Source organism: Modestobacter lapidis, from assembly GCF_054780755.1.
In genome coordinates this window covers 130,672-146,746 of the sequence record NZ_BAAGVS010000004.1, presented here as the reverse complement: position 1 = coordinate 146,746, position 16,075 = coordinate 130,672, and the positions used below count along the sequence as shown (strand labels likewise).

The following is a 16,075-nucleotide window of genomic DNA, read 5'->3' as shown; positions in this document are numbered from 1 at the left end:
GCGGCACACCCCGGCATCCCCCCAACGGGTGATCCACAGCGGACCGGCTTCACCGTGGGCCTGCCGCCGCCGATCGAATCCGCATGCGGCAGAAGCGCAAGAACGGGCGGGCCAGGGGGCGGCATCGCGCGCCCCACCGGCGTCCGGCCCCGGGGCCGACCCCCCGTCTCGTCCCGGTTCCCGCCGCCCCGCCGGCCGGGACGACCGACGTCGCCGCACGCCGAGGGCCGCGACCCCGCGCTGAGCTGCCCGACACCGAGGGTCCGCTGCGCCGGCTCCTGCTGCACGCCGTCGCCGTCGGCGCCGTGCTCGCCACGATGGTCTACCTGATCTGGCGGGTCGGCTGGTCCATGCCCTCGGGCGCGGCCCTGTGGATCGGCATCCCGTTCCTCCTCCTGGAGCTGCACGGGTTCGTCGCCCTCGTCCTGTTCGTCATCACCACCTGGGACGTGTCGCCCGAGCGGGCCCGCACGCGGGCGCCGATGAGGGCCGGGACCGAGCCGACGGTCACCGTGCTCATCGCCACCTACAACGAACGCCTCGAGGTGCTGTTGCCCACGGTCGCCGCGGTGCTGGCGATGGAGGGCGACCACGAGACCTGGGTGCTCGACGACGGCGACCGGCTGGAAGTGGCCGAGATGGCCAACGCACTGGGCGCCCGCTACGTCACCCGGCCCGTGCACGACCACGCCAAAGCCGGCAACCTCAACCACGCCCTGGCGATGGTGACCACCGATCTGATCGCGGTCTTCGACGCCGACCACGTGCCGGAGGAGGACTTCCTCACCCGGACGCTGCCCTACTTCGCCGACCCGGGCATCGCCCTGGTCCAGACTCCCCAGGACTTCTACAACACCGAGTCCTTCGAGCACATGCACCCCGGCTCGTCCCTCCACGAGGAGTCGTTGTTCTACCGGGTGATCCAGGCGGGCAAGCACAACGCGGGGGCCGCCTTCTGGTGCGGCACCAACGCGGTGCTGCGCGTCTCCGCGCTCCGCGGCGTCGGCGGGGTGGCCACCGAGTCCCTCACCGAGGATTTCCACACCACGATGCGGCTGCACCAGGCCGGCTGGCGCACGGCCTACCACAACCAGGTGCTGGCCAGCGGCCTGGCCGCCGGGAGCCCCGCCGCCTTCTACGCGCAGCGACTGCGGTGGGGACGCGGCGCCATGCAGGTACTTCGGTACGACAACCCGCTCACCAGCCGCGGTCTGACGTGGTCGCAGCGGATCAGCTATGCGTACTCGTTGTCCGCCTGGTTCGACTCCTGGCGCACCCTGGGCCTGGCGCTCCTGCCGGTCGCGGTGCTGGCCACCGGCCTCTTCCCGGTCACCGCCTCGCCACGCGACTTCCTGCTGTACGCCGGATCGTCGTTCGTGCTGCAGCAGGTCACGATCACGCTGCTCGGCCGGGGCTTCGCCCGGGCGGACTTCTCGCTGCTGTTCGACATGGTCCGACTCCCCTCCAATCTGGCCGCGACCCTGTCGCTGCTGCGGTCGGGGACCGGCACCTTCGCCGTCACCGCCAAGGGCCGCACCGGCAGCGACCGCACCCGGGCGAGGGTGCCCGTCGTGCTCACCGCCCTGGGGTTGGTGCTCACTGCGGCGGTGGCTTATGCGGCTCTCACGCTCGCGGGCCTCACCCCCACTCGCTACCAGGTCAGCGGTACCGCGCTGGTGCCGCTCCTGTGGCTGCTCGTGACCGCCGGGTTCGTCTGGACCGCGATCGCTCGTATCCGCAGCCCCCGGTTCAGTTCCGAACGACGGGAGGGACACCGCTTCCCCGTGTCGTTCCCGGCCACCCTCGACGGCCTGCCCGGGACGTTGCTGGACGTCTCCCTGGGCGGCGCCCAGGTGACGTTGGCCGACGGCACCGGTCCTGGTCTGCCCGTCGGCGCCGACACCCTGCTCGCCATGCACGTCCCCGACCGCACCGAGCCGATCATCATGGAGGTCACCGTGCGCTCTCGTCAGGGTGACCGGCACCGCGTGCAGTTCCTCGACCGGGACTGGCGTGCGCTCGCGGCTCTGTCGGCGACGACCATGGGCGTCGGCGCCCTCCGCTGGGCCTCGGTGGAGGAGGACGTGCCGGCGCTCGAGCCGGCCATGGTGTCGGCGTGAGGGCCGCACCGGCCCTGGTGGCCGCCGTCGCCGTCGCCGCCCTCACCGGCTGCGCGGTGCCCGCGATCGACTCGTCGTCGGCGTCGTGCGCGACGACCACGGTCGCCGGCCTGGTTCCCACGAACGGCGTCCACGTCGGGGTCAACCTCGACTGGGGGCAGCAGCTGCTCGCCGACTACAGCGTGCAGCTCGGCCGGCGCCCCGCCGTCACGGTGTCCTTCACCGACTTCCCCCTCGCCCCGGACGACGAGCGCAACATGGACGACGCCGTCGACCAGATCGCCGCCGAGGGCGGGATGCTGTTGCTCACGCTGGAGCCGCGAGAGGGGCTCGCCACGGTCACCGACGGGGTCGCGGCCGCGCTGGCTTCCCGGCTCGACGGCTACAACTGCCGGGGCGTCCCGGTGATCGTGCGCTTCGCCCACGAAATGAACGGCTCCTGGTACCCGTGGGGACAGCAGCCGGACGACTACGTGGCAGCCTTCCGCCGGCTCGCCGCCGCGGTGCACGCGGGAGCGCCCGGCTCGGCGATGATGTGGGCGCCCAACTATGGCGGGGGGTACCCGTTCACCGGCGGCCGCCACGGGGCCGTACCGGGGAGCATCGACGCCGCCGCCATCGACACCGACGGGGACGGCGTCCCCACCGGCGCGGACGACCCGTACGCCCCCTACTGGCCGGGGGACGACGCGGTCGACTGGGTCGGCATGTCCCTCTACCACTGGGGCGACGCCCACCCCTGGGGAGAGAACGAGGTCCCCGAGCCCGGCAAGTTCGTCGCACAGCTGACCGGGGAGTACGGCGGACTCGGCGGCGACGACCGCGCCGTCCCGGACTTCTACGGCATCTACGGGGAGCAGCACGGCAAGCCGGTGGCCATCCCGGAGACCGCTGCCCTCTTCGCCCCCGGGCACGGCGGGGCCGACGAGCTCACGGTCAAGCAGGCGTGGTGGCGACAGGTGTTCGCCGCGGACGTGCCCGGGCAGTTGCCCCGGCTGGCGATGATCAATTGGTTCGAGTGGGACAAGGAAGAGCCGGAGATCGGCGGGCACATCGACTGGACCGCCACCTCGGACCCGGCCATCCGGGCTGCCTACCGATCCGATCTGCCGGAGTGGGCACTGTGGGCCACGCCGCCCCGGACCGCCCCGCCGGCGTGATCCACCCCCCGACGGGGTGGACCGCTCCAGCGGCCCTCAGGCCGGACGCCGCGCCCGCCGATGTCCGACGCATGTCAGTTCCCGCGCGCCTCCGGCCGCTGCCGGGCGCCCCGCGGTGGGCGCTGGTGCTGGTGGCCGTGCTGGCGACGGCGGAGGTCGTCGCAGCGACGGTGCCGGCGCTGCGGCCGCGCGAGGACGCGCTCGGGCTGACCCTCGGCCACCTGGGCCTGGTGCTGGCCCTGCACGTGTGCCTGTGCGTCGTCCTGCTGTGGCGGGCGCGGTCGGTCGCCCACGAGCGATTCCTGTGGCACCGGTTGGCCCTGGCCGCGGTGCTGACCGCCGTCTGCTTCGCCGTGGCGACCCTGATGTACCTGTCGCCTGCGACCAGCTGGCTGGGGTTCCTGCCGGTGGCGTGGGCCCCGTTGCTGGCGTTCCCGCTGGTCTACGGCGGGCTGGTGCGCTGGAACCGGTACAGCACCAACCTGGCCGACCCCAACGACGTGCTGAACGGGCTGTCGGCGGTGCTCGCCGTCGTCGCGGTGATGGCGCTGGCCATGGCCCACGCCGGCGCCGGCCTCGCCGACCTGCCGTGGTGGCAGCTGCAGCCGCTGCTGCTGCAGTGCGCCGCGGGGTTCGTCATCGCCGGGACCGCCGCCTCGGTGCCGTTCATCGGCGGGATGGGGCGCGACCCGCGCTCCTGGCTGCTCGCCGTGGCGTTCACCGCCCAGCTGGCGGCCGGCGCGGTGAAGCTGACCGACCCGGCCCACCCGGTGGGCTGGGTCGGTGCGGCCCAGGCGGTCGGCGTGGTCGCGATGTGCCTGGCCGCCACGCTGCGGCCCACGCCCGCCACGCCCCAGCCCACCGACCCGACGGCGTCCACGATCGGGGCCTTCGTCGTCATCGTCGCCTCGACGGTCGTGCTGGTGGGCAGCGCCGTCGCGACGTCCTCCCCCACCGCCGTCTGGTGCGCCGCGCTGGCCGCGACCGGCGCGAGCCTCCGGCTGTTGTTCAACGTCCGCGACCTCGCCCAGCTCGCCGTCTCCCGCCGGGAGGCGCTGACCGACGAGCTCACCGGGCTGGCCAACCGGCGGGCCGTGCTCCGCCGGCTGGAGGAGTCGTGCACCGACGGGGTGCCGCTCGTGCTGGCGCTGCTGGACCTGGACAAGTTCAAGGAGGTCAACGATGGCCTGGGGCACGCGGCCGGCGACGACCTGCTCCGGCTGGTCGCCCGGCGGCTGGAGGACGCGCTCTCCCCCGGTGACCTGGTCGGCCGGCTCGGTGGCGACGAGTTCGCCGTCGTGGCCGGGGTCGGCGCCGGCGGCACGTCCGAGGGGCGGGCGGCCGAGCTGCGGCAGCGGCTGACCACCTGGCTGGCCGAACCCTTCGAGGTGGGCGGTCTGCAGCTGCACACCGGAGTGAGCATCGGCATGACCTCCCGCGACCGCGCCGGCATCACCGAGGCCCCGCCGGCGCCGGCGCAGCTGCTGCGCGAGGCCGACGCCGCGATGTACGACGCCAAGCGCTCAGGCACCGGGGTCGCGGTCTACGACAGCACCCGGCACACCGACAGCAGCGGCCGCCTGGCCCTGGTCGAGGAGCTGCGCACCGCGCTGGCCACCGGGCAGCTGGTGCTGCACCACCAGCCGCAGGTCGACGTCGGCACCGGGCGGACGCTGGGCGTCGAGGCGCTGGTCCGCTGGGAGCACCCCGTGCGCGGGCTGCTCGGCCCGGTGGACTTCCTCCCCCTGGCGGAGGTGCACGGCCTGATGGGCGCGGTGACCGAGGAGGTGCTCACCCAGGCGGTCGCCCAGGCAGCCGCCTGGCGCCGCAGCGGGCTGGCGTTGCGGGTCTCGGTGAACCTGTCGGCGTCCAACCTGCTCGACACCGGCCTGCCGCAGCGGGTGGCCGAGCTGCTGCGCCGGCACGACGTGCCCCCGTCGGTGCTGGTGCTGGAGGTGACCGAGAGCGTGCTGCTCAGCGATCCCGAGCGCAGCCTCGCCGTGGTGGCCGCACTGCACGAGCTGGGCACCACCGTGAGCATCGATGACTTCGGCACCGGCTGGTCGTCGCTGACCTACCTGCGGGAACTGCCGCTGGGCGAGCTGAAGCTGGACCGCTCCTTCACCGCCGACCTGCTCACCGACCCACGCACCGCAGCGATCGTGGCCAGCACCATCGCCCTGGCCCACGACCTCGGGCTGCGGGTGGTCGCGGAGGGGGTGGAGCAGGAGGCGACCCTGGCCCGCCTGCAGCTGCTGGGCTGCGACGAGAGCCAGGGCTATCTGCACTCCCGGCCGCTGCCGGCCGCCGAGCTGTGCGACTGGCTGCTGCGGCACAGCGCCCGCCGGGAGGTGCCGGTCCTCCGCTGAGCGCGGCGACCGGACCCGGACGGCCGACGCCCGGGCCCGCAACTCGCGGACCCGGGCGCCGGCGCTGCCCCTGCTGCTGTTCAGGCGCGGTACACCCAGCCGGCCACCCCCTCGTCGCGGTAGCCGTAGTGCTTCATCGCGTAGTTCCGCTCGTGCTTGTCGGTGGTGTAGAAGTGGTCACCGGTCGTGCCGTTCCAGAGGCGGTAGAACGGCACGGTGCCCTTCCGCTCGCGGTCGTACACGTAGCCGGCGACGCCTTCCTTGGAGTAGCCGTAGTGGCGGGCGGCGTAGTCGCGCTCGTGCCTGTTGGTCGTGTAGAAGTGGTCGCCGGACTGCCCGTTCCACATGCGGTACAACGGCACGCTGCCGCGCTTCTGCTCCTTGAGCACGTAGCAGGCGACGCCCTCCTCGTGGTAGCCGTAGTGCCGCTCGGCGTAGTCCCGCTCCCGCCGGTCGGTCGTGTAGAAGTGGTCGGTCGCGCCGGGGCTCCACATCCGGTAGAGCTCGGTCACCCCGTGCGGCGTGCCGCGCGGCGGCCCGGCGTTGGCCGTCGCCTGCCCGACCGCCACCACCGTCAACGGCGATATGAGCACGGTTGCGATCAAGAGCAGGAAGATGCGTCGTACCTGAAGGACGTGCATGTCGGTTCCCCCTGGAAGCACGGACGGCGAGTCCATGGCCCGTTTCTGACCGCGCTCACGGTCCTCGGGAGCCGGTGTGCCTGCCAGGGTCGATGGCCCCTTTTGTTACGAACGTGTGACGGACGACGATGGCTCTGAGTGCTCACCGGACGGTCCCTCGCCGGCCGGTGAGCTGCGGAACCAGCACACGGTCAGCGCAGACGGCCCCGAGCCGGTGCACGCGACGACTCGGGCGCACCGACGGCGCGGGTCGTCGGCTGCCGCTCGATCGGCGTTCCCCGCGTTGTCACATTCCTGGTCCGACCGGTGCTGTAGGGGCATGGACCTGGTTCGGTACGGAGGCGCGGTGCCCGCGGCCGTTCTGGCGGCCCCTGGAACGGTCGCGGGTACCGCGGAGCGGGACGAGAAGGGGAGACGCGTGACGGTCTCGGGTCCGGCCCGCGGTGCCGTGCGCGCCGACCTGGGGGAGATCTTCCGCCGCGACTACCAACGGGTCGTCGGCGTGGCCGCCCGGGTGCTGGGCTCGCGGGACCAGGCCGAGGACGTCGCACAGGAGGTCTTCCTCTCCTTCGGTCGCTCGTCGGTGCCCGCCGAGGAGGCCCGCGGCTGGCTGTCCGTCGCCGCCGCCCACACCGCACTGAACCTGCTCCGCTCGGGGCGCCGACGCGTGTCGCGGGAGGGGATCGCCGCCGCGGCGGCGGACGCGGTCGTGTCCGACGTGGCCGACGCGGTGGTGACCCTCGAGGAGCGCAGCAGCGTGCGCGCGGCGCTCGCGCTCCTGCCACGCAAACAGGCCGTGGCCCTCGTGCTGCGGCACAGCGGCCTCAGCTACGCCGAGGTCGCCTCGGCGCTCGACTTGTCCCCCGGCAGCGTCGGCACCACCGTCCGGCGCGCCGAATCCGCACTGCGCAAGGAGTTGACCCGTCATGCGTCATCCGACTGAAGGCGTGCTGCGCCGGCTGCTCGACGAGCCGGCCGGAGTGTCCGATCCCGACCGCCGGCACGTCGCCGGCTGCCCGCAGTGTCTCGTGGTGGTGGCCGCCGCCCGCCGGGACGCCGAGCTCGTCGGCGCCGCGCTGACCACCGAGGGCACCTCCGACATGGACGCCGGGTGGCGGCGGCTCACCGCCGCGCTGCCCGCCGGTGCACCCGAGCGCGCCCCGGCGCGCACCGGGACGAGCCGGTCGCGCGGGTTCCTGCGCCGGCCGGTTGCCGCGGTGCTCGCGTTCGGCGTCGTCCTGGCCGGCGCCGGGACGGCCGCCGCCAACGACTGGCTGCAGGTCTTCCGCACCGAGGAGATCGCGCCGGTCAGCTTCAGCACCAGCGACCTGGTCGCGCTGCCCGACCTGAGCGCGTACGGCGACGTGGAGCTCACCGGCGAGCCGGCCGTGCACGAGGTCCCCGACGCGGCGACCGCCGCAGCGGAGACCGGTCTGGACGTGCCCGAGGTGACCAGCCTGCCCCGCGGGGTCAGCGGCGAGCCGAGCATCTCGGTGGGCGGCCAGCTCAGCGCCACCTTCACCTTCTCGGCCGACCGGGCCGCGCAGGCGGCTGCCGCGGCCGGGGAGACGCTGCCACCTCCGCCGCCCGGCCTGGACGGCAGCCAGGTGCGCCTGGTCGCCGGCCCGGGCGTGGCCCAGGTCTGGTCGTCCGATACCGGGCTGCCCGCCCTCGTCGTGGGTCGCGCCGTCGCCCCGTCGGCGTTCTCCTCCGGCGTGCCGTTCGAGACGCTGCGTGACCACCTGCTGTCGCTGCCCGGCCTGCCCGACGAGATCGCGGCGCAGCTGCGCACCTTCACCGCCGACGGCTCGACCCTTCCGCTCCCCGTGCCCGCCGACCTGGCGACCACCTCGCCGGCGGACGTGGACGGGACGGAGGCCACCGTGCTGGCCAGCCGTGACCGGACGATGGCGGCCGTCGTGTGGGTGCAGGACGGCGTGGTGACCGCGGTGGCCGGCTCGCTGGACACCGACGAGCTGCTCTCCGTCGCCCGGGGCCTGCGCTGACCGTGGGCACCGGCGTGGACGGCGGAGCCGGTATCCGCGCGGCGGCGGACCTGGTGGCCGGTCTTCCCCCGGCACCCGCCGCCTGGTGCACCGGGCTGCGCAAGCGGTACCGCAGGCGGACGGCGGTCGAGGACGTGTCCCTGCAGGTGGGCCGCGGTGAGATCGTCGGGCTGCTCGGGCCGAACGGAGCGGGCAAGACCACGGTGATCAAGATGCTCCTCGGCCTGGTCCGCCCCGATGCCGGCGAGGCGATGCTGCTCGGGCGGCAGGTAGCCGACCCGGCCGCGCGCGCCCGGGTCGGCTACCTGCCGGAACTGTTCCGCTACCAGCCGTGGCTGACCGCGGCCGAGGTGCTGGCCCTGCACGGCCGACTGTCCGGCGCCGGCGTGCCCGCTGCCGAGCAGCAGGCGTGCCTGTCCCTCGTGGGCCTGTCCGGACGCGACGGCGACCGCGTGGGGGGCTTCTCCAAGGGCATGCAGCAGCGCCTCGGCCTCGCGGTCGCGCTGGTGGCCCGGCCGGAGTTCGTGGTCCTGGACGAGCCGACCAGCGCCCTGGACCCGCTCGGCCGCGCCGACGTGCGCGACATCGTGCTGGAGCTGCGGTCCAGAAATGTCGCGGTGCTGCTCAACTCGCACCTGATCGGCGAGGTCGAGCGGGTGTGCGACCGGGTGGTCGTCCTCGACCGCGGCCGGGTCGCCGCCTCCGGGACCCTCGCCGAGCTGCTCGGCCAGCGGGAGCTCCGGCTGCAGCTGACCGAGCTCTCCCCGGCAGCTCGGGCCCGGCTGGAGGCGACCGGGCACGTCGAGCGGGAAGGGGACTGGCTCACCGTGGCCGTCCCGGCCGACGACGACGGGACCGTCGCGCCGGACCTGGTGCGTGACCTGGTCGCCCTGGGGGTCCGGGTGCACGCGGTCGAGCCCGTGCGGATCAGCCTGGAGGAGCGGCTGCTCGGCATCCTGCGGGACGGCGCCGCGAGCCGGTCAGCAGGCGAGCGATGACGACGGCCAGGACGGTGCTGACCATCGCCGCGGTCACGCTGCGCGAGGCCTCGCGCCGGCGCGTGCTGCTCGCACTGGCGGTGCTCACCGTCGCTCTGCTCGGGCTGAGCGGCTGGGGGTTCTCCCGCCTGGCCGCGGAGTCGCTCACCAGCGGCGAGGCCCGCCTGACGGCGTCCATCCTGCTCAACCTGGTGATGTTCGGCTACAGCCTCGTCGCCGCGCTGGGCACCGCGTTCCTCGCCGGCCCCACGCTGTCGGGCGAGACGGAGTCGGGCATCGCGCTGTCGATGCTCGCAAGGCCGATCCGCCGGTCGGCCTTCCTGCTGGGCAAGTGGCTGGGGCTGGTGGCGTTCGGGAGCGGCTTCGTCGTCATCGCCGGGCTCGCCCAGATCCTCGTCGTCCGGGCGACGGTGGACTACTGGCCCCCGGAACCGGCGACCGCGCTGGCCCTGCTCGCCGCCCAGACGACCGTGCTGCTCACCCTCACGGTGCTGCTCGCGACGGTGATCTCGCCGATGGCGTCCGGCGTGGTCGCGGTCGGCCTGTTCTGCACCACCTGGGTGGCCGGCGTGGTGGGTGCGATCGGTGAGTCCCTGGGCAACGACGCCGTCGCCCGCGTCGGCAGCGTGTCGCGGATGCTGCTGCCCACCGACGGGCTGTGGCGTGGGGCGATGAACGCCTTCCAGGACCCGTCGGCGATCGTCGAGTTCGGCGGGGCCGACCAGGGGGCCGGGGCCTTCCCCTTCCTGAGCATGGCGCCGCTGACGCTCACCTACCTGGCGTGGGCCGCGGTGTGGGTGGCGATGGTCTGGGGGCTGGCGGCGACGTCCTTCGTGCGCAAGGACCTGTGACCGCGCGGTCGCGTCAGGAGCTACTCCTGCTCCGGATCCTCCTCGGGCTCGAACGTGCCGCCGGATTCCTCCGACATGCCGAGCTCCACGCCGGGTGCGCCGTCGGGCTGCGACGAGCCCGCGCCAGGAGGACTGCCCGTGGCGTCGTCGTCATCGTGCGGGATCGGCTCGCCTGACGTCGTCGTCATGGAAACTCCTCGGTGTCTCGCTCGGCTGGTAGCGAGAAGGTACCCACCGGGCACCGGAGCACGCCGCTCGTGGCGCAGTCACCGGCTGCCTCCCCGAACTCCGCGGCGCGGCTCAGTCGTCGTCCTCGTCGTCCTCCTGCTCGCCCTCCTCACCCCCGTCCTCGATGTTCTGCTGGACACCCTCGTCGACGGCCTCGGCGCCGCAGGCGACCGTCGTGAGGGACGCCGCGGTGATCGCGAGCGCGGCGGCCGTCGTGCGGAGCAGGCGTGGGCGGGCGGACCTGGACATGCGGGACTCCTCCGTCGGTGGCAGTGCTGACCTGTGCGGTGTGCCCCGGGACCACGGATCCGTAACCGGCCGCTCGCGGTGCGAGCCCGGGGTCAGCTGAGCTGCTCGGCCAACGCGACGATGATCCCCTCCGGGCCGCGGACGTAGCAGAGCCGGTGGCTGTCCTGGAACTGCGCCACCTCGCCGACGAGTTCCGCGCCGTGCGCTCGCAGGCCGGCGACAGCGGCGTCGATGTCGTCGACGGCGAACATGATGCTGCGTAGGCCCAGCGTGTTCCCCAGTGCGTTCGCCGGCTCGGCGCTGACCGCCGTCGGAAAATGGAACTTCGTCAGCTCGACCCGACCGTGGCCGTCCGGCGTCCGCATCATCGCGATGTCGACCCGGACGCCGTCGAGCCCGTTGACGCGGTCCACCCAGCGTCCCTCGATCGGCGCCTCGCCCTCCAGCTGCATGCCGAGTGCGAGAAAGAACGCCTTGGCGGCCTCGAGGTCGTCGACGACGACGCTGACGTGGTCCATCCGCTGAATCGCCATGGTGGCTCTCCTCTTCATCGCGCTGCCTGTCGTGGCCACTGCTGTCCCCAGGAGGGAGCCAGCGCCACATTCTCGACATGCCGGACGCTGCCGAGTTCCAGCCGGGAGCCCCTGCGTGCTGGCTCGGCGCACGAGCGGGTGTGGCGCCCCACGGTGCAGCGGGCCGGGCCGGACGGGGTGACCTTGCACCCGCTGCGGTACCTCGACGCCGGCCTGCTGGACCGGCGGAGCCCGTTGACCCGAGAGCGCAGGGTGAACGGGGGCGACGGACGAGTCGGCCTGTACGCCGGGTTCTGTCCCCGGGCGCCTCGCGGCGTCCCGATGGGCGGTCATCCATCTAGGCCTGCCGTTGCCGGCAGGCTCGAGCGGTCCACCCGCAGGCTCGGGCGGGCAGCCCTCGAACGCCTGCGCAGGACGACGGCGGACCGCCGTCCCTTCTCGACCTTGCTCCGGGTGGGGTTTACCGAGCCACACCGGTCACCCGGTGTGCGGTGGTCTCTTACACCGCCGTTTCACCCTTACCAGCGGCGAACCGCTGGCGGTCTGTTCTCTGTGGCACTGTCCCGCGGGTCACCCCGGGTCGCTGTTGGCGACCACCCTGCCCTGTGGAGCCCGGACGTTCCTCGGCGACGGGGATCTCCCCCGCCGACGCGACCGCCCAGCCGACTCGTCCGTCGTGCCGGCCACCCTACCGGCCGGTCGCCACCGCCCGGACGGGGCGGCGGCGTCAGCCCCAGTACAGCCGGAACCCCACCCGCCGGCCGCCGTCCTCGGTGAGGGTCGCCATGTCGACTTGTCGCCGTGCCTGTTCGTCGACCGGATCGTCCGACAGCGCTGCCAGGTACCGGCGGTGCTCGGTCAGTGAGGCGACGGCGGCCTCCACCCCGGAAACGACGTCGATGGCGTGCGGCGGCTCACCGCCCACCGACTGGACGGCGATGTACTGCACGCCGGTCCACGTCGGCCCGGGCAGTTCCGGGAAGATCCACTCGTTGGCCGCGTCGGCGACGGCGTCGAGCACGCTGCGGGTCAGCGCCCGGTGGTCCGGGGAGTTGAGCGCGCCGGGCGTCACCTCCGGCGGCGTCCAGGTGTCCCCGCCGTGCATGGTCACGACGAGCTCGGGCCGGTGCCGGCGGATGGCCCCGGCCAGGTCGCGCCGCAGCGGAAGGCCCGCCTCGAGCACCCCGTCCCGGTGGTCGAGGAACTCCACCTCGGTCACCCCGACCGCGGCGGCCGACCGCCGCTCCTCGTCCTCCCGCAGCGGCCCGGCCTCTGCCGGCGACAGCCCGGCGATGCCCGCCTCGCCGCGGGTGGCCAGCACGTAGTGCACGTCCTTGCCGGCGGCGGTCCACACCGCGACGGCCGCGGCCAGTCCGTACTCGATGTCGTCGGGGTGGGCGGCGACGACGAGGGCGCGCTGCCAGTCGTCGGGCATGGGGGCGGTCGGCATGGCCCCGAGTCTGGCCCTCAGCGCTCGGCGACCGCCAGCAGCACCCGGGCGAGCTCCTCGGGTGCGCTGACCATCGGGTCGTGCCCGGTCGCCAGCGCCACGATCTCCCAGCCGGGCTGCGTCCGGGCCCGCTCCCGGGAGGGCTCGATGGTGGCCAGCGGCGGGCTCGTGCAGTCGACGAACGTCCGCGGGCGGGCCGCCCAGCGCTCGGCGTCGAAGTCCAGCGGGTCGTCGTAGATGCCGCCCGGCTGCGGCGTCTGCCGGCGGTCGACCCAGGCGGCGTCGTCCCCGGCCAGCCCGAACGCCGACGCCGGTGGCGGCGGCAGGTGACCGTGCCGGGCGATCGCTGCGCGGCGGTCCGCCTGCACCTCAGCGGTGTTGCGGGTACCCCACGCCTCACCGGGCGCCGGGACGATGCCGTCCACGTAGACCAGCGCGCCGACCTCGTCGCCCAGCCGGTCGGCCGCGCCCGTCACCACCATCCCGGCGTAGCTGTGCCCGACCAGCATCGCGCCCCGGCACTCCTCGGCCCGGACGGCGGTCACCACGTCCGCGACGTGCGTGCCCAGCGTGATCGCCGGCGACAGCTGGTGCGCCCGCTCCCCCAGCCCGCTCAGCGTCACCGGGACGGGGCGGTGTCCGGCCGCCCACAGCAGGGGCAGCACGCGCCGCCAGGACCAGGCGCCGTGCCAGGCCCCGTGCACCAGGACGATGTCGGTCATCGGGACGCCGGCTCCGCCTGCCGTGCGGGCGCCGCGGCGCCCGGGCGCTGCCCACCGCCGGGGGCGTCGGCGCGGACCAGCCAGAACACCAGCACCCCGCCGAGGATGCCAGCCGCGCCGCAGGCAAGGAAGACGTCGCGCAGCCCGTCGGCATAGGCGGTGGCGAGGAGGTCGGCGAGCCCGGCGCGGGCCTCCGGCGGCGCCTGGTCGACGATCTCCGCCGTCTGCCCACCGGTCAGCGCCGTCGCGGTGCCCGACGGGTCCGGCACGCCGGCGGCGCGCAGCGTCGACGCCGTCCGGGCGGTGAACACGCTGCCCAGCACGGCGACCCCGATCGCGAAACCCAGCTGCCGGGCGGTGTTCACCGCGCCGGAGGCCATCCCGCTGCGCTCCCGGGGCGCCGCGGCCAGCGCGGCGGAGGCCAGGGTGGGATTCGCTGCGCCGACGCCGATGCCGAGGACGGCGAGCCCCGGCACGAGCACCTGCCAGCTCGAGTCGCCGTCGACCCGGGCCAGCAGCAGGGAGCCGATCCCGATGATCACCAGCCCGGTGCCGACGACCCACCGCGGCGGCAGGGTCTGCAGCCGGCCCCCGGCGAAGGCGGCCACCGAGAAGCTCAGCAGCGAGAGCGGGATGAACACCAGGCCGCCCTGCAGCGGGGAGAGCCCGAGGACCGACTGCAGCCAGAGCGAGATGAACAGGCTGCTGGCGAAGGCGGCGGCGTTGAGCAGCAGCGCGCCGAGCATGATGCCGGTGAACGACCCGGAGCGGAACAACCGGATGTCGAGCATCGGCGCCTCCCGGCGCAGCTCCACGAGCACCCACACCGCCAGCAGCAGCACCCCGGCGACGATCGGCGCCCAGGCCACCGGCCGCCCCCAGCCGTCGGCGGCGGCCCGCACCAGACCGAAGACGACCCCGCCGGCCCCCAGGGTGAACAGCGCGATGCCCGGGACGTCGGGGCGCGGCGCCCCCGGCCGCCGGGCCTCCTGGATGACGGCGACGGTGAGGGCGACGGCCAGCACGCTGATCGGCAGGTTCACGAAGAAGATCCAGCGCCAGGACAGCTCGGTGAGCGCGCCACCCAGGATCGGGCCCAGCGCGGCGGCCGCGCCGACGACGGCACCCCAGATGCCGAAGGCGGTGCCGCGCTCACGCCCCTCGTAGCTGGTGTTGATCAGCGCGATGGTGGTGGCGAGCATCGCCGCCCCACCCATCCCCTGGACGGCGCGGGCGACGATCAGCAGCTCGGCGTCCGGAGCCAGCCCGCAGGCGAGCGAGGCCAGCGCGAACAGCACCAGGCCGATCAGGTAGAGCCGCCGCCGTCCGTACAGGTCGGCCAGCGAGCCGGCGCCGAGCACCAGCGCAGCCAGGGCCAGCGCGTAGACGTCGACCACCCACTGCAGCTGGCCGAACGACGTGCCCAGGTCCAGGGCCATGTCCGGCAGCGCGACGTTCACGATCGTGACGTCGATCAGCAGCATGAACGTGCCGGTACAGATCGCCACCAGCGGCAACCACTTCTTCACCACGCGTGCATGCCCCGGCGGTGCACCGCGCAACCAACGGCCCGGGGGAACGCCGACCGTGTGCGCCTCACCGGCCGCGCGCCACCCGGAGGGCCGCCAGCAGCATCGGTACCTGGAGCGGCAACCGGGCGACGGCCACGGCCGTCGGCACCGGCCCGCGCACCACCCGGAACGTGTGCAGATGCGCGGGGACGAACGCGGCCAGCAGCGCGGCCGCCGCCCAACCGCCCGCCCGGCGGGTGGCCGGCGCGGCCAGCAGCGCGGCGGTGCCCAGCTCGGCGACGCCGCTGCCGGTCACCCAGGGCCGCGCCGGGCCGAGCTCCGGGGGCACCAGCCAGTCGTAGGTGCGGGGCCGCACCAGGTGCAGCACGCCGGACCCGCCCAGCAGGACCAGCAGCGCCCGCGCCCGAGCCGTCGTCGACATGGGGGCCACCGTAGGCTCCGCGCCCGTGTCCGCTGTCGACCTGCTCATCGCCGCCGGGGTCGCGCTGCTCGCCGGGGTGATCAACTCGATCGCCGGTGGCGGGTCGCTGATCCTCTTCCCCGTCCTGGTGGCCCTGGGCCTGGGCACGGTCGCGGCCAACGTCACCAACTCGATCGCCCAGTGGCCGGGCTACATCGGCGGGGTGCTCGGTTTCCGCAAGGAGTACGGCGGTCAGCGCTCCCGGCTGATCCGGTTCTCCGTGGTCGGCGTGCTCGGCGGTGCCACCGGGTCGGTGCTGCTGCTCACCACGCCGTCGGAGGCGTTCAACACCGTCGTCCCGATCCTGGTGCTGCTGGCCAGCCTGCTGCTGGCGGTCCAGCCGCTGCTGACCAAGCGGCTGAAGCGGGCCGAGGACGGCGCACGACGGCAGGACCCGGTCTGGCTCTACGTCGCGCTGTTCCTGGCCACCGTCTACGGCGGCTACTTCGGCGGCGCCCTGGGCGTGATCCTGGTCGGGGTGCTGGGCGTGGGGCTGCACCGGCTCAAGCTCGCCAACGCGATGAAGAGCGCGATCTCGATGGTGACCGCGACCGTCACCCTCGTCGTCTTCGGGATCTTCGGGCCGGTGGCGTGGGAGTACGTGGCGGTCTGCGCGCCGGCCAGCCTGGTCGGCGGATTCCTCGGCGCGAAGCTCGCCACCCGGATCCCGACCACCCCGCTGCGGGTGATGATCGTGGTCTTCGGTGTGGCCGTCTCGATCTACCTGTGGTTCAGCGTCTGAGCCGCCCGACCCCC

Annotated in this window: 16 protein-coding genes and 1 other RNA gene; 8 read left to right on the top strand and 9 right to left on the bottom strand. The window is 74.0% G+C overall.

The window, feature by feature from the left end:
- Positions 1 to 83: 83 nt before the first annotated feature.
- The 3 genes from ACYVG5_RS07670 to ACYVG5_RS07660 all read left to right on the top strand — a co-directional run bounded on the left by ACYVG5_RS07670 (position 84) and on the right by ACYVG5_RS07660 (position 5,649).
- Positions 84 to 2,120 carry a glycosyltransferase gene (locus tag ACYVG5_RS07670; RefSeq protein ID WP_222044573.1) on the top strand — a complete coding sequence of 679 codons (2,037 nt, stop codon included), beginning with the start codon at positions 84 to 86 and terminating at the stop codon, positions 2,118 to 2,120.
- On the top strand, positions 2,117 to 3,280 hold the full coding sequence (locus ACYVG5_RS07665) for a glycoside hydrolase family 26 protein (RefSeq protein ID WP_222044571.1): 1,164 nt from the start codon (positions 2,117 to 2,119) through the stop codon (positions 3,278 to 3,280). The genes ACYVG5_RS07670 and ACYVG5_RS07665 overlap by 4 nt, the downstream gene beginning before the upstream one ends.
- A 71-nt stretch (positions 3,281 to 3,351) precedes the next feature.
- Positions 3,352 to 5,649, top strand: a complete 2,298-nt coding sequence (locus ACYVG5_RS07660) for a putative bifunctional diguanylate cyclase/phosphodiesterase (protein ID WP_222044569.1) — start codon at positions 3,352 to 3,354, stop codon at positions 5,647 to 5,649.
- An 80-nt stretch (positions 5,650 to 5,729) separates the two neighbouring features.
- On the opposite strand, the gene ACYVG5_RS07655 is transcribed toward ACYVG5_RS07660, so the two are convergent.
- Positions 5,730 to 6,290, bottom strand: coding sequence for a hypothetical protein (locus ACYVG5_RS07655; RefSeq protein ID WP_222044567.1), 561 nt, complete (start codon positions 6,288 to 6,290; stop codon positions 5,730 to 5,732).
- 418 nt (positions 6,291 to 6,708) lie between these two features.
- Between ACYVG5_RS07655 and ACYVG5_RS07650 the strand changes: the two genes are divergently transcribed.
- From ACYVG5_RS07650 to ACYVG5_RS07635, 4 genes are read left to right on the top strand one after another with little or no spacing between them, the layout of a single operon-like run.
- The gene (locus ACYVG5_RS07650; RefSeq protein ID WP_460683075.1) at positions 6,709 to 7,233 is read left to right on the top strand and encodes a sigma-70 family RNA polymerase sigma factor; all 525 of its coding nucleotides are present in this window, start codon (positions 6,709 to 6,711) and stop codon (positions 7,231 to 7,233) included.
- Positions 7,217 to 8,296, top strand: a complete 1,080-nt coding sequence (locus tag ACYVG5_RS07645; protein ID WP_222044563.1) for a hypothetical protein — start codon at positions 7,217 to 7,219, stop codon at positions 8,294 to 8,296. The genes ACYVG5_RS07650 and ACYVG5_RS07645 overlap by 17 nt, the downstream gene beginning before the upstream one ends.
- A 2-nt stretch (positions 8,297 to 8,298) precedes the next feature.
- On the top strand, positions 8,299 to 9,294 hold the full coding sequence (locus ACYVG5_RS07640) for an ABC transporter ATP-binding protein (RefSeq protein WP_460683074.1): 996 nt from the start codon (positions 8,299 to 8,301) through the stop codon (positions 9,292 to 9,294).
- On the top strand, positions 9,291 to 10,145 hold the full coding sequence (locus tag ACYVG5_RS07635; RefSeq protein WP_222044561.1) for an ABC transporter permease: 855 nt from the start codon (positions 9,291 to 9,293) through the stop codon (positions 10,143 to 10,145). The genes ACYVG5_RS07640 and ACYVG5_RS07635 overlap by 4 nt, the downstream gene beginning before the upstream one ends.
- Positions 10,146 to 10,165: 20 nt before the next feature.
- Here ACYVG5_RS07635 and ACYVG5_RS07630 read toward each other — a convergent pair whose 3' ends face one another.
- The 8 genes from ACYVG5_RS07630 to ACYVG5_RS07595 all read right to left on the bottom strand — a co-directional run bounded on the left by ACYVG5_RS07630 (position 10,166) and on the right by ACYVG5_RS07595 (position 15,280).
- Positions 10,166 to 10,333: a hypothetical protein gene (locus ACYVG5_RS07630; RefSeq protein WP_222044559.1), complete on the bottom strand. Its 168-nt coding sequence runs from the start codon at positions 10,331 to 10,333 to the stop codon at positions 10,166 to 10,168.
- A gap of 112 nt (positions 10,334 to 10,445) precedes the next feature.
- The gene (locus ACYVG5_RS07625; protein WP_222044557.1) at positions 10,446 to 10,622 is read right to left on the bottom strand and encodes a hypothetical protein; all 177 of its coding nucleotides are present in this window, start codon (positions 10,620 to 10,622) and stop codon (positions 10,446 to 10,448) included.
- Between the two features lie 92 nt (positions 10,623 to 10,714).
- Positions 10,715 to 11,155: a VOC family protein gene (locus ACYVG5_RS07620; RefSeq protein ID WP_222044555.1), complete on the bottom strand. Its 441-nt coding sequence runs from the start codon at positions 11,153 to 11,155 to the stop codon at positions 10,715 to 10,717.
- Positions 11,156 to 11,421: 266 nt separating this feature from the next.
- Positions 11,422 to 11,825: RNase P RNA component class A (gene rnpB / locus ACYVG5_RS07615), an RNA gene on the bottom strand.
- A 57-nt stretch (positions 11,826 to 11,882) separates the two neighbouring features.
- Entirely contained in the window at positions 11,883 to 12,605 is a 723-nt protein-coding gene (locus tag ACYVG5_RS07610) for a PIG-L deacetylase family protein (RefSeq protein ID WP_222044553.1), read from the bottom strand.
- Positions 12,606 to 12,622: 17 nt separating this feature from the next.
- Positions 12,623 to 13,327 (bottom strand): alpha/beta fold hydrolase, encoded by a 705-nt coding sequence (locus ACYVG5_RS07605; RefSeq protein ID WP_222044551.1) that lies wholly within the window; start codon positions 13,325 to 13,327, stop codon positions 12,623 to 12,625.
- A complete protein-coding gene (locus ACYVG5_RS07600; protein WP_222044549.1) occupies positions 13,324 to 14,856 on the bottom strand; it encodes an MFS transporter in 1,533 nt (510 codons plus the stop codon). The genes ACYVG5_RS07605 and ACYVG5_RS07600 overlap by 4 nt, the downstream gene beginning before the upstream one ends.
- 67 nt (positions 14,857 to 14,923) lie before the next feature.
- The gene (locus tag ACYVG5_RS07595) at positions 14,924 to 15,280 is read right to left on the bottom strand and encodes a DoxX family protein (RefSeq protein WP_222044547.1); all 357 of its coding nucleotides are present in this window, start codon (positions 15,278 to 15,280) and stop codon (positions 14,924 to 14,926) included.
- A gap of 25 nt (positions 15,281 to 15,305) precedes the next feature.
- Between ACYVG5_RS07595 and ACYVG5_RS07590 the strand changes: the two genes are divergently transcribed.
- Entirely contained in the window at positions 15,306 to 16,061 is a 756-nt protein-coding gene (locus ACYVG5_RS07590) for a sulfite exporter TauE/SafE family protein (protein ID WP_222044545.1), read from the top strand.
- Positions 16,062 to 16,075: the final 14 nt, after the last annotated feature.